This window comes from Ruegeria sp. E1 (genome assembly GCF_056534225.1).
In genome coordinates this window covers 106,463-120,234 of record NZ_JBQFPE010000012.1, presented here as the reverse complement: position 1 = coordinate 120,234, position 13,772 = coordinate 106,463, and the positions used below count along the sequence as shown (strand labels likewise).

At 57.6% G+C, this 13,772-nt stretch carries 12 protein-coding genes; all 12 read left to right on the top strand.

Annotated elements, in window-relative coordinates; all coding sequences use genetic code 11:
- Positions 1-15 precede the first annotated feature (15 nt).
- Positions 16-702 carry a fumarylacetoacetate hydrolase family protein gene (locus tag ACR0FG_RS15815; protein WP_480893988.1) on the top strand — a complete coding sequence of 229 codons (687 nt, stop codon included), beginning with the start codon at positions 16-18 and terminating at the stop codon, positions 700-702.
- A gap of 42 nt (positions 703-744) precedes the next feature.
- Positions 745-2,526, top strand: coding sequence for a gamma-glutamyltransferase family protein (locus ACR0FG_RS15810; protein WP_170712026.1), 1,782 nt, complete (start codon positions 745-747; stop codon positions 2,524-2,526).
- Positions 2,527-2,700: 174 nt separating this feature from the next.
- On the top strand, positions 2,701-3,729 hold the full coding sequence (locus ACR0FG_RS15805) for a TRAP transporter substrate-binding protein (RefSeq protein ID WP_480893987.1): 1,029 nt from the start codon (positions 2,701-2,703) through the stop codon (positions 3,727-3,729).
- 64 nt (positions 3,730-3,793) lie between these two features.
- Positions 3,794-4,354: a TRAP transporter small permease gene (locus ACR0FG_RS15800; RefSeq protein ID WP_480893986.1), complete on the top strand. Its 561-nt coding sequence runs from the start codon at positions 3,794-3,796 to the stop codon at positions 4,352-4,354.
- Positions 4,351-5,847 carry a TRAP transporter large permease gene (locus ACR0FG_RS15795; protein WP_480893985.1) on the top strand — a complete coding sequence of 499 codons (1,497 nt, stop codon included), beginning with the start codon at positions 4,351-4,353 and terminating at the stop codon, positions 5,845-5,847. The genes ACR0FG_RS15800 and ACR0FG_RS15795 overlap by 4 nt, the downstream gene beginning before the upstream one ends.
- Positions 5,848-5,949: 102 nt before the next feature.
- The gene (locus ACR0FG_RS15790; protein WP_480893984.1) at positions 5,950-7,488 is read left to right on the top strand and encodes a benzoate-CoA ligase family protein; all 1,539 of its coding nucleotides are present in this window, start codon (positions 5,950-5,952) and stop codon (positions 7,486-7,488) included.
- Entirely contained in the window at positions 7,485-8,303 is an 819-nt protein-coding gene (locus tag ACR0FG_RS15785; protein WP_480893983.1) for an alpha/beta fold hydrolase, read from the top strand. The genes ACR0FG_RS15790 and ACR0FG_RS15785 overlap by 4 nt, the downstream gene beginning before the upstream one ends.
- A complete protein-coding gene (locus tag ACR0FG_RS15780) occupies positions 8,300-8,710 on the top strand; it encodes a DUF309 domain-containing protein (RefSeq protein WP_480893982.1) in 411 nt (136 codons plus the stop codon). The genes ACR0FG_RS15785 and ACR0FG_RS15780 overlap by 4 nt, the downstream gene beginning before the upstream one ends.
- Positions 8,711-8,831: 121 nt before the next feature.
- A complete protein-coding gene (gene boxC / locus ACR0FG_RS15775) occupies positions 8,832-10,493 on the top strand; it encodes a 2,3-epoxybenzoyl-CoA dihydrolase (RefSeq protein WP_480893981.1) in 1,662 nt (553 codons plus the stop codon).
- Between the two features lie 25 nt (positions 10,494-10,518).
- On the top strand, positions 10,519-11,970 hold the full coding sequence (gene boxB / locus ACR0FG_RS15770; RefSeq protein ID WP_480893980.1) for a benzoyl-CoA 2,3-epoxidase subunit BoxB: 1,452 nt from the start codon (positions 10,519-10,521) through the stop codon (positions 11,968-11,970).
- 14 nt (positions 11,971-11,984) lie between these two features.
- Positions 11,985-13,175 (top strand): benzoyl-CoA 2,3-epoxidase subunit BoxA, encoded by a 1,191-nt coding sequence (gene boxA / locus ACR0FG_RS15765; RefSeq protein WP_480893979.1) that lies wholly within the window; start codon positions 11,985-11,987, stop codon positions 13,173-13,175.
- Positions 13,176-13,249: 74 nt separating this feature from the next.
- A complete protein-coding gene (locus ACR0FG_RS15760) occupies positions 13,250-13,624 on the top strand; it encodes an acyl-CoA thioesterase (RefSeq protein ID WP_480894024.1) in 375 nt (124 codons plus the stop codon).
- Positions 13,625-13,772: the final 148 nt, after the last annotated feature.

The window sequence follows — 13,772 nt, the reverse complement described above, 5'->3', positions numbered from 1 at the left end:
TTGAAAGATGCAAGAATGAACTATGCTTTCCCTCCGCGCGAGCAGCCAGCGCTTCCGATTAGCGGATCGGATGCGGCGTTCCCGGTGCATCGGATCTATTGTGTTGGGCGTAATTATGCAGCGCACGCGATCGAAATGGGTTACGACCCGAACCGCGAGCCGCCGTTTTTTTTTCAAAAGAACCCGGACAACATTCTGCGCGAGGGCAATGACTTTCCATATCCGCCGATGACCGGCGATGTGCATCACGAAATCGAACTGGCCGTGGCGCTGGGGTCTGGAGGCGACAACATTCCTTTGGGCGACGCATTAAACTGCGTATTTGGCTACGGCGTCGCGTTGGACATGACCCGGCGCGATCTGCAAGGCCAGATGAAAAAACAGGGCAGGCCGTGGGAAATTGGTAAGGCATTCGAACACTCGGCCCCCTGCGGTGCGCTGGTGCCCACGGCTGATATCGGGCACCCGGACAGGGGTGCGATTTCGCTGAGCATTAATGGAGAGGTTCGACAACAGGGCGATCTGAGCCAGATGATCTGGAAGGTGCCCGAAGTCATCTCGTATCTGTCCGAATTTTTCACCTTGCGGGCAGGAGACATCATTCTGACCGGAACACCTTCGGGTGTCGGGCCGGTCACGCGTGGGGATCGGCTGCATGGGCATATTCAGGGTGTTGGTGATCTGAGACTTGCTGTTGTGTAGCTGAGAATTAGTTGAAGCAAACAAAGGAACGCAAACCCCAACATGTCTGACTTCACGACCCGCCCCGAGATCCGAGGAACCTTTGGCGTTGTTACCTCGACCCACTGGATCGCTTCGGCGGTGGGGATGTCCATTCTGGAAAAGGGCGGCAACGCCTTTGATGCGGCTGTCGCCTGTGCGCTAACGCTTCAAGTGGTCGAGCCGCATCTGAACGGGCCTGCCGGGGATATGCCCGCGATTTTCTACTCTGCAGACCGGGATGAGGTACAGGTTCTGTGTGCGCAGGGTGTGGCGCCAGCCGCTGCGACGGTCGAACATTACGCTGCACAGGGCCTGACTCTGGTCCCCGGATCGGGCCTGCTGTCGACGGTGGTGCCCGGCGCATTTGACGGCTGGATGCTGATGCTGCGCGATCATGGCAGCCTGTCTTTGCGCGAGGTCATGCAGCCCGCCATCGACTATGCCCGCGACGGTCATCCCGTCCTGCCACGCGTTGCGCATACGATAGCGGGGCTTGCGGATTTCTTTGCCCGTGAATGGCCTAGCTCTGCCAAGGTCTGGACGCCGGGCGGTGAAGCTCCGGACCCACATGCGCTGTTTTGCAATCCCGATCTGGCTGCGACCTATGACCGGTTGGCCGCCAGCACCGGCGACACCCGCGAGGCGCAGATCGACGAGGCGCGGCGTCAGTGGCGCGAAGGCTTTGTTGCTGATGCCATCTTTGACTATCTCAAGGATGCCTGTGTGATGGATGTTTCCGATGCGCATCATTCGGCAGTATTGGCGCCAGAGGATTTGGCCAACTGGCGGGCAAGCTATGAGGCACCTCTTTGCTATGATTACCACGGCTGGACCGTCAAAAAGACCCATGCCTGGGGTCAGGGGCCTGTGCTGTTGCAGGCGCTTGCCCTGCTCAAGGGCTTTGATCTGGCCGCGATGGATCCCAACGGTGCCGATTTCGTGCACCTTGTTGTCGAGGCCATGAAACTCGCCTATGCCGACCGCGAAGCGTACTATGGAGACCCCGATCACAGCGACATTCCGATGGATGTGCTGCTGAGCGAGGATTACAACGCCGCGCGACGCAAGCTGATCACGCCCAAGGCGTCACTGGAACAGCGACCGGGCCGCGTGCCGGGGTATGAGCATCTGGCCGATGCCTATCTCGAGCGCAGCGCGCGTGATTTCGGCGTTGGTCAAGTCGCGGCGCAGGAACCCACCATGTCGCATCTGACGGAAAAGCGTGGCGATACAGTACATCTGGATGTGATCGACCGCTGGGGCAACATGGTCGCGGCCACGCCGTCAGGGGGTTGGTTGCAAAGCAACCCGGTTATCCCCGGGCTGGGCTTTCCGCTGAATTCCCGTGCGCAGATGTTCTGGCTGGAACACGGCCTGCCCAACGCGCTTGAGCCGGGTCGCAGGCCCAGAACTACCCTGTCACCAAGTCTGGCTGAAAAAGACGGCGTCCGCATGGTCTTTGGCACACCGGGAGGGGATCAGCAGGATCAATGGCAGCTGATCTGGTTCCTGCGATTTGTGCATTTCGGAATGGGGTTGCAGGCCTGCATGGATGCGCCCTTATTCCATACAACGCATTTTCAGGGCTCGTTCTTTCCGCGCGGAGTCAGATCCGGCGAAATGATGATCGAACCGGATGTGGGGCAAGATGTCATCGCCGATCTGCGGGCCCGGGGGCACAAGTTGATCGTGGCCGACCCATGGTCTGTCGGTCGCATGACGGCTGCACTGCGCGAGGCGGATGGCACCCTGCGCGCCGCAGCGACGCCACGGCTGATGCAAGCTTATGCGGTGGGTCGATGATCCAGATGCGTACCGCGAAAACCACGAAAACAAGGGCTTGCACACGAACCGGAACCGGCATCAAAATCGAGATGATGTGATCGCGCAAAACACAGCGAACCGAACAAAATAATTGCGATATTATGCACATCGTGCATTAAATCGCATCCAAAATGCTGTGCAGAGGAGGAAATGATGAATATTTCACCAACGCTGAAGGGTGCCTTTGGCGCTTTGGCCCTTGTTTTTGGAACATCTGCCACAGCGGCAGAGTACGAATTTAATCTTCAAAGCTTTCTGCCGGCACAAGCAACTATCCCGGCGCAGATCATCGATGTTTGGGCCGACAAGATCGAAGCGGATTCCGATGGGCGGATCGAGATCACGCGCTACCCATCGATGCAGTTGGGTGGCAAGCCGCCCGAATTGCTGGATCAGGTGATCGACGGGGTCATCGACATCACCTGGAACGTGATCGGATATACCCCCGGTCGGTTCCCCTCGACCGAAGTGTTCGAGCTTCCTTTCCTGGTAAACGATGCCAAGCCCGCATCTGCTGCGTTCTGGACCTTGCTGGAAGAAAACATCGCCGAGCGTGAATTTTCCGACGTCAAAGTCCTTGGCGGGTGGGTACATGGCCCCGGCATGATCCACGCCAACAAAGAGGTTCTGACGCCCGCCGATTTCAATGGCATGAAAATTCGCGGTGCATCGCGGCAGGTAAACGCGTTGCTCAGCACTCTGGGCGCAACCCCAGTGGGGATGCCGGTACCAGCCGTCCCCGAGGCGCTGTCCAAGGGCGTGATCGACGGCACCACCATCCCCTGGGAAGTGACAAAAGCTCTGAAGGTACCGGAACTGGTTGATAACCATACCGAATTTACCGGCCCGATGATGTACACCGTTACCTTTGTTCTGGCGATGAACAAAGACAAGTACGCCGCTCTGCCGGATGATCTGAAGGCTGTTATCGATAAGCATTCCGGACTGGAATTTTCGATGTTCGCAGGCGAAGTCCAGCAATCCTATGACGAACCGGCGCGCGAAATTGCGCTGGATCGCGGCAACAACGTGGTTACTCTGGACGCCGAACAATCTGCCGCCTGGGCCGAGGCCGCGCAGCCTGTCTATGACACCTGGCTTGCGGAAATGACCGAAAAGGGAATTGACGGTCAGGCGTTGATTGACCGGGCCAAGGCGCTTATGGCCGACTACGGAAGTTAAGACCTGACCGAAACGGTCCGCGCGGCGCAGATTGCGGTCGCGCGGCGTCGGTCTCGGAGGGGGAATGCACCGATTTATCGAAAGACTGGCACGGGCCATGGCATTGCTCGGCGGGCTAGTGCTGACCTTGCTGATCGTGATGATCTGCGTCTCTGTTCTGGGTCGGTCGCTGAACACGCTGTTGCACGGGTGGCTTGGGCAGGTGATGCCCGGTTTCTCGGAATGGGCGCTGGAACTAGGCGTTGGCCCGATAAATGGTGACTTCGAGATTGTCGAGGCAGGCGTGGCTTTTGCTATCTTTGCGTTCCTGCCGCTCTGCCAACTGACGTCCAGCCATGCAGTTGTTGATATCTTTACCGAGAAACTGCCGCCCCGGATCAACCGCGCACTGCAGATGGTGATCGAGATCGTCTTTGCCGCCGTTCTGGTCCTGATCGCAGTACAGCTGTTTGGCGGAATGTTGGCCAAGTTCCGCTTTGGCGAGAACACCTTTATCCTGCAATTCCCCGTCTGGTGGGGATATGCCGCCAGCTTTTGCGCCGCCGCCGTCGCGGCAATCGTCGGGATTTACATGGCAGTCATGCGCATCCGCGCATGTGTCACCGGAAGGGAAATCCTGCCGTGAGCGATCTTGCCATTGGATTGCTGTCCTTTCCCGCGCTTCTGTTTCTGATCTTTGTCCGTGTGCCGATCGGGCTGGCCATGTTCCTGACCGGGCTGGTTGGCATCGTAATGGTGACGGGCAACCTGAATATCCCGCTGGGCCGGCTAAAGTCCGAAACCTATACGACCTTTTCCAGCTATTCCCTGTCTATCGTTCCGATGTTCCTGCTAATGGGGTATTTCGCGACCCTCGGCGGCATGTCGACAGCCCTGTTCAAAGCGGCCGAGGGGTTTCTGGGGCACCGTCGGGGCGGCGTTGCGATGGCCGCAATTGGTGCCTGCGCCGGGTTTGGCGCGATCTGCGGCTCGTCACTGGCAACGGCTGCCACGATGGGGCGCGTGGCCCTACCTGAACTGCGCCGCTATGGCTATGCGGGCGGGTTTTCCACTGCAACGCTGGCGGCAGGTGGCACATTGGGTATCCTCATCCCGCCTTCGGTTGTGCTGGTGATCTATGCCATCCTGACTGAACAGAACATTGCCAAACTGTTTCTGGCCGCCTTCATTCCCGGCATCTTGGCCGCCGTTGGCTATGTTATTGCCGTCTCTGTATATGTCCGTCTCTATCCCGATAGCGCAGGCACCCGAGAGGCGATCCCCTATCGTGAACGGTTCCGCTTGTTGCTGGGCGTCTGGCCCGTCTTGCTGGTGTTCGGCGGCGTGGTCGGCGGGATCTACGCTGGGTGGTTTACACCTACCGAAGGCGCCGCAGTCGGGGCTGCCGGAACCGGGTTGATTGCCCTTGCCAATGGCGGTTTGACGCTAAAGACGCTCAAGGACAGTTTCACGACGACCGCCAAATCGACGGCGATGATCTTTTTCATCATTCTGGGCGCAGGGTTCTATAACGGATTTCTTGCGCTGACCAATGTCCCGCAAGAGCTTGCGAACTACGTGCTGGGGCAGGGGTTCAGCCCCTGGGCCATCCTTGCGCTGATCCTTGTGTTTTACGTGATCCTTGGCTGCGTGATGGACAGCCTGAGTATGATCCTTCTGACCATCCCGATCTTTTACCCGGTGATTTCCGTGTTGGATTTCGGCCTCGTGGATCTGATCGCAATGCAACATGATGCAGCCCGGACCGCCTTGGCCGGAGCGACAGACATAGCGCCCGATATTCGCGCGGAAATCGAAAGCCTGATCGCCTCGGGGTCGGAAATCAGCCGTGAGCTGCAAAAGGAAATCGGTATCCGTGTCACGCAAGGCATGGCGGACCGCATCGCTCTGGAACGCACCGCGATCTGGTTCGGCATTCTGGTTCTGATCGTGGTCGAGGTTGGCTTGATCACACCGCCCGTTGGCATGAATCTGTTTGTGATCAACGCGATGGACAAAAGCACTCCGATGCTGGAGACCTATAAGGCGGTTTTGTTCTTTGTCGGATCAGACATGGTTCGCGTTATCCTGCTGGTTCTGTTTCCCGCGATCACACTGTTCCTCATTCCGTTCGGATAGCACGCTTTTCATGCATGAAAGTGCACATTGTAGAAATACCTGTTGCATCTGAACTTGGTGATCCTGCAGTATATCGCATAGCACAGCCACCGGGAGGACGCCGTGTCAGAAAACAGGAACGCAGCCCTCTGGTTTGTTGACCGGCATATCGCGGAAGGACGCGGCGACAAGGTTGCTTATCGAGAGGCGGACGGGCAGGGCCGCGGCCTGACCTACGGGCAGCTTTCCGATCAAAGCGCCAGATTTGCCGGTGCGCTGGTAAATCGCGGCGTGCGCCGCGAAGAACGCATGGCGATGATCGTGCTGGATCAGATCGAATTTCCCGTGGCGTTCTGGGGCGCGATCAAGGCGGGGGTCATTCCGATCCCGATAAACACGTTGCTGTCAACACAGGTCTATACCGCCACCCTGAACGACAGTCGGGCCACAACTCTGTTGGTATCAGCCGCCTTGTGGGAAACGGTCGCCCCGGCGCTTGAAGGCAACACAAGCCTGCACACCGTGATCGTGATCAGTGATGCGCCCGACAACGCGATGAGCTACGCCAGATTTATGGAGGGGGCCCGGGCCATCGCACCCGTCGAGGCGCTGGAGGATGAGACTGCATTCTGGCTTTATTCCTCGGGCTCGACCGGGTTGCCCAAGGGCGTGCGGCATGTGCATTCCAGCCTCAAGGCCACCGCCGACACGTTCAGCGCGCAGGTGCTGGGCCTGCGGGAAGACGATGTGGTGTATTCGGTCGCCAAACTGTTTTTCGCCTATGGGCTGGGCAACGGCATGACCTTTCCGCTGGCAGTTGGGGCAACAACAATCTTGCTGAACGGTCGCCCGTTGCCCGATGCCGCCTTTGATATCATCGAAGCCCACAAACCCACGATCTTCTGCGCCGTGCCCACATTCTTTGCTGCCATGAACGCACAGCTGGATACCCGCGATGGGCCTGCCGGCTCACACCTTCGGCTCTGCACCTCGGCAGGCGAGGCTTTGCCGCGTGAAGTGGGAGAGGTCTGGGAAAACCGCATGGGGACGGAAATCGTCGATGGGGTCGGATCGACCGAGATGCTGCACATCTTCCTGTCCAATCGTCCCGGCGACATTGTCTATGGCACCTCGGGCACCGCTGTGCCCGGTTATGAGGTGCGTCTGGTAGATGACGACGATAACGAGGTCGCCGACGGCGAAATCGGAGAGCTGCTGGTTCGCGGACCCTCTGCCGCCGAAAGCTATTGGAATCGTCGCGAAAAATCGCGCGCCACTTTCGAAGGGCACTGGACCCGTACAGGGGACAAATATGAACGCACGCCGGAAGGGCGCTACATATACTGCGGGCGGACCGATGATATGTTCAAAGTCTCGGGCATCTGGGTCAGCCCGTTTGAAGTTGAACAGGCCCTGATCGACCATCCCGCAATACTAGAAGCCGCCGTTGTTGCGCAGCCAGACGAGCAGGGGCTGCTCAAACCCAAGGCGTTTGTGGTGCTCAAGGATGGCAACGTCGCCGACGCGGTTCAGGATGTCCGGGAGTTTGTCAAAGACCGGATCGGTAAATGGAAATACCCGCGTTGGGTGCAGGTGGTTGACGATCTGCCGAAGACCGCAACCGGCAAGATTCAGCGTTTCAAACTGAGGGACGAGCCATGATCTGGCAGGATGGCAGCGCTGGCCGGATCGAGGTGGACGGCGTCTGGCTGGAATACCGCATCTGGGGGCCATCGCCAGAAACCGCCCCGACACTTGTCATGCTGCACGAAGGGTTGGGTTGCGTCGCCATGTGGCGCGACTTTCCCGCGCAACTCAGCGCGGCGACCGGGTTCGGTGTTTTTGCCTATTCACGCGCCGGGTACGGGCAATCCGACCCCGCGGCACTGCCGCGTCCGCTGGACTACATGACAACTGAGGCGCGTCAGGTTCTGCCGCAGGTGCTGGACAAGGCCGGAGCCCAAAGGTGCGTCCTGCTGGGCCATTCAGACGGCGCAACCATCGCTGCGATCTACGCAGGGTCCATCTTTGATCCGCGCGTGCGCGGACTGATCCTGATGGCCCCCCATTTCTTTACCGAAGAGATCGGTCTGCAATCGATCAAAGCCACGCAAGAGGCGTTCAGTACCAGCGACCTCTCTGCCCGTTTGGCAAATTACCACCTCGATCCCCAGGCGACGTTTCAGGGTTGGTGCGACGCATGGCTTCACCCGGATTTCCACGACTGGAACGTTGCGGATGTCATCGATTATCTGCGCATTCCAACCCTTGCGATACAGGGGCGGGATGACCAATACGGCACGCTGGCCCAGATCTCCGAGATTAAAACCCGCAGCTATGCGCCGGTCGAAACCGCCATATTCGATCATTGCCGCCACGCACCGCATATAGACCAGCCCGAGGCAACCCTTGCCGCCATTTCCGAGTTCACGCAGCGGCTGGAGCGGCTAGAGCATTCGGCCCCAACAGTCGCATGACCAAAGACTGGCGACCTCCATATGCCTATGTTCCGGGCCTGACACCCCGGCACCCCGAGGGCCTGTTCGACCACCTCAAGACCGGCCTGAGCGAAACCCCGCCCCACGGTCTGCACGAAACACAAGCTTGGGCATCCGGCATGGCGTTTCTGCACGAGGGGTTTTTCTGGGAGGCGCACGAAGTGCTCGAGGCCGTCTGGATGGCATGCCCTCATAACTCACCTGAACGGCTGATGGTGCAGGCGATCATTCAGCGGGCCAATGCCGGGCTGAAGCAGAAGATGGGAAAGAACAAGGCGGCACGCCGCCTGCTTGATCTGTCGGCCAAGCTGCATGGCGAAGCGCTTGTTCGGGCGGGGCAGGACGTGTTTGGAATTGGCTCGTATAGCAGCATTATATTGCATTAAATATGAGGAGCGGACGCATAACAGGCGAAACCAGTATCCATCGAGTGTATTATTATGCATATATTGCTTTACTCGTCATACCCTACGCACTAACTTTCATGACAGTTATCAGGAGCACCACATGACCACGGTCATCGACTTTCAGACCGATCCATCCAGATACCGCCACTGGCGTGTCGAATACGATGGTGCGATTGCCAATTTGATCATGGATGTCGATGAAGACGCCGGCCTGTTCGAGGGGTATCAGCTCAAGTTGAACTCATATGATCTGGGTGTTGATATTGAACTTGCCGATATCGTCCAGCGGATGCGGTTTGAACACCCCGAGATCAAGGTAGTCGTGATGCAATCCGGTAAGGACAGGGTGTTCTGCGCTGGTGCAAATATCCGGATGCTGGGCGGGGCGGCGCATAGTCACAAGGTCAATTTCTGCAAGTTCACGAACGAGACCCGTAACACCTATGAAGCTGCCGAAAAGGATAGCGGCCAGAAATACATTGCTGCCGTCAAAGGGGCCTGTGCAGGCGGTGGCTACGAATTGGCGCTGGCCTGCAATCATATCATGCTGACGGATGACAGCACCTCATCTGTGGCCTTGCCGGAGGTGCCTCTGCTGGCCGTTCTACCCGGTACCGGTGGCCTGACGCGCGTGACGGACAAACGCAAGGTGCGGCGCGATCTGGCAGATGTCTTCTGTTCGACCGAAGAGGGGGTCAAGGGCAAACGCGCGCTGAACTGGCGTCTGGTGGACGAGGTTGTCCCGAATTCGAAATTCGATGCCACAGTATCAGAACGCGCGCGTGAGTTCGCTACGAAGATTCAGAAGCTAGATGGCATCAACGGAATCTCACTGGGGCCATTGGACAAAACCATCAGCGATGATGGCTCGGTCACTTATTCATTGGTTGAAATTGCAGTTGACCGGCGCACCCGAAAGGCAACGATCACGCTGAATGGACCCGATGCGCCAGCACCTGAGGATATGGATGACTTTTCTGCCCGCGGGGATCAATCCTATTTGCTGCGACTGGCGCGGGAACTGGATGATGCGATCCTGCATCTGCGCCTGAACGAGATGGAGCTGGGATTACTTGTGTTCCGCACGCAAGGCGATCCGCATCTGTTTCAGGCACATGAGGCGGTTTTGCTGGCCAATCGCGACCACTGGCTTGCCAATGAGGTACTGCATTATTGGAAACGCCTGTTGAAGCGCATCGATATCACATCGCGTTCGATGTCTGCGCTGGTTGAACACGGGTCATGTTTCACCGGCATTCTCGCAGAAATACTTTGGGCGGTGGATCGGTCCTATATGATGGAGGACGAGTTCGAAGGCGACAATCGCCACATCGCAACCATCACGCTGACCGATGCCAATTTCGGTCCTTTGCCGATGGGCAATGATCTGACTCGATTGGAAACCCGGTTTTGGGGTGACCCGGATGCAACGACAAGGGCCAAGGCGCAGAAGAACACCGCGCTTGAGGCTGATGCAGCGCAAGAGCTTGGGCTGGTGACAATGATCCTGGACGACATCGACTGGGACGATGAGATCCGGGTTTTCGAAGAAGAACGCGCCTCGTTCAGCCCCGATGCGATGACCGGGATGGAGGCCAACCTGCGCTTTGCCGGACCCGAAACCATGGAAACCCGCATCTTTGGCCGCCTGACCGCGTGGCAGAACTGGATCTTCAACCGCCCCAATGCGGTCGGACCGGACGGTGCATTGCAACGCTATGGCACCGGCGTGCGTGGCGCATACGATATGGAACGCGTTTGATGCGCCCACTCAGCAGGAGAGCGAAATGGCTGACGTCATTAACGTAAGTTACGACACACGTATCCCCAACAATGTCGGCCTGAGTCAGGACCGCAAGGTTCTGAAAGCGCTTGAGAAATGGCATCCGGGATATATCGATTGGTGGAACAAGCTGATCCCTCAGCAATTTCAGGAATCGATGATCTATCTGCGCACAGCCGTCAGTGTTGATCCAAAAGGCTGGGCAAAGTTCGATTATGTGAAGATGCCGGAATACCGCTGGGGTATTCTGCTGGCCCCCGAGGTCGAAGACCGGGTAATCCCCATGGGTGAACACAAAGGCGAAAAAGCATGGCAAGAGGTGCCTGGCGAATATCGCAACATGCTGAAACGCCTGATCGTCATTCAGGGCGATACCGAACCCGGTTCGGTTGAACAGCAGCGGTTTCTGGGCCTCACCGCGCCGTCGCTTTATGACATGCGTAACTTGTTTCAGGTCAATGTCGAGGAAGGCCGCCACCTGTGGGCGATGGTGTATCTGCTGCAAAAGTACTTTGGCAAGGACGGCCGGGAAGAGGCGGATGATCTGCTGATCCGATCCTCGGGTTCGGACGAGGCGCCGCGGATGCTGGGTGCGTTCAACGAAGAAACTCCGGATTGGCTGTCCTTCTTCATGTTTACATACTTCACCGATCGCGACGGCAAGATGCAGCTCGAAAGCCTTGCACAATCCGGGTTCGATCCGCTCAGCCGGACCTGTCGCTTCATGCTGACGGAAGAGGCACATCATATGTTTGTTGGTGAAACCGGCGTCAGCCGCATCGTCCAAAGAACCTGCGAGGCCATGAACGAAGCGGGCCTGACCGATCCCTACGACGTCGGCAAGGTGCGCGATCTGGACGTCATTGATCTGCCGACGATCCAGAAAAAGCTGAACCTTCACTACACGTTGTCGCTGGATCTATTCGGGCAAGAGGTTTCGACCAACGCCGCCAATGCGTTCAATGCGGGCATCAAAGGGCGTTATATGGAGATCCGCATCGACGACGATCATCAACTTCGCGACGATACCTATGCCGTCAAAAGTATCGTGGACGGCAAGGTTATCAGTCAGGATGTACCTGCGCTGACCGCCATCAACATGCGGCTGCGCGACGATTACGTGCGCGATGCAGCCGGCGGGGTAGGGCGCTGGAACAAGATCATTCAGAAGGCAGGCATCGACTTTGCCCTGACCCTGCCGCATGAGGCGTTCCATCGTCAGATCGGTGTATTTGCTACGATCAAGGCCAATCCGGATGGCGACATCATCTCTGATACGGATTGGGAGGCGAACAAGAACAAGTGGCTGCCAACTAAAGAGGATGGCGCCTATATCCAGTCGCTTATGGTCCCATGCTATGAGCCCGGGAAATATGCGGGTTGGATTGCGCCACCCAAGGTCGGGATCGACAACAAGCCCGGCGATTATGAATATGTGAAACTCCATATGGCCTGATGGAAAAGCAAAACGTGAGCGGCGCCGTCAAACAACACCTGATCGACCCTGAAATCTGCATCCGCTGTTACACCTGCGAGATGACCTGCCCGGTTCAGGCCATCGAACATGACGACACCAACGTCGTGGTAAATGCGGAATTGTGCAATTTCTGCATGGATTGCATTCCTGTCTGCCCGACCGGATCGATCGATGAATGGCGCGTGGTGGCCGAACCCTACAGCCTTGAGGAACAGTATTCCTGGGACGAATTGCCAGATCAGGAAGATCTCGGAGGCGGCGAGGCAAACTCGGGGCCAGAGGCGTTGGACGACGCCATAGCGGCCCTGCTGGAAGAGGCGCATAAGGGGGCAGGCGGGAGATCGCGGGCCCCGGCTTCGGCCTCGAAGCCGACAATAAACCTGTATAGCCCGGGCAAACCTGTTCAGGCCGTTGTGCAGGGAAATTACCGGCTGACGGCGGAACAGTCTGAAAGTGATGTCAGACACATCATTCTGGATTTTCAAGGCCACCCCATGCCGGTTCTCGAAGGTCAATCCATCGGGATCATTCCGCCGGGAACCGATGCCCAGAACGCCCCGCACCTGCCGCGTCTTTATTCCGTGTCCAGCCCGCGGGACGGAGAGCGACCCGGTTACAACAATGTCTCGCTGACGGTGAAACGTGAAAACGACGGGATCTGTTCGAACTATCTGTGTGATCTGAAAACCGGTGATACAGTCAACATTACCGGCCCGTTCGGGGCCACGTTCCTGTTGCCCGACGATCCGAAGGCCCGGATTTTGATGATCTGTACGGGCACCGGATCCGCTCCGATGCGGGCGTTCACCATGCGCAGGCAGCGTAAGATCGGAATGGTGCAGGGTGGCATGACGATGTTCTTTGGTGCCAGAACGCCGGACAGCCTGCCATATTTCGGCCCCTTGCAGAAAATCCCTGAGACCCTGCTAAAGCAGCATCTGGTGTTCAGCCGCCAGGACGGCCAGCAAAAGGAATATGTCCAGCATCGGATGCTGAAGGAACAGGATGCCGTCGGCGAAATGCTTCTGGACCCAAATTGCCACATCTACATCTGCGGCCTGCGCGAGATGGAAGGCGGTGTTGACGACGCGCTTGGCCAGATATCTGCGTCTTTAGATCAGAACTGGCAGGATCTGCGCGACCGGATGCGCAACGATGGGCGTTATCACGTCGAAACCTACTAAGATGTCCGTCAGGCCCTCATCTGCGTATCGTCATGAAATCCGCGTGACCTTGGGGGGATTGCGATCCGGCGCGCATCGCCTATACCGGTCGCCTTCCATGGTTTGCCCTGGACGCGATCAATGCATGGTGGGAACACCATCTGGGGCAGGGCTGGTATCAGCTTGAACTGGACCGCAATATCGGTACTCCGTTTGTGCGGCTCGAAATGGATTTCCTGTCCCCGGTAACACCGCGTCACAGGCTGGTATGCCATGTCTGGCCCAGCCGTCTGGGCGAGTCGTCAATCGCATTTCGCGTCGATGGGGAACAGGATGGTGTTTTGTGTTTTTCAGCCGCGACGGTCAGCGTGTTCACAACCGCCGATGCGTTCGTAAAACGTCGGCCACCCGAGGATATACGGGACCTGCTTTCCCCGCATCTGAAGGCGGTCGAGCAGAGCGGTGAATAGACGCAATCACCACATAATGATGATTATGTTCAATTAATGCCACTAATCTGTTACCCAGACAAAATATGAGATTGGAACAGTTCGACAAACAGTCTGGCGTATTGAGATAGTTCAAAAAATTGACCTGTTTTCTTTTGTTGGATACCAG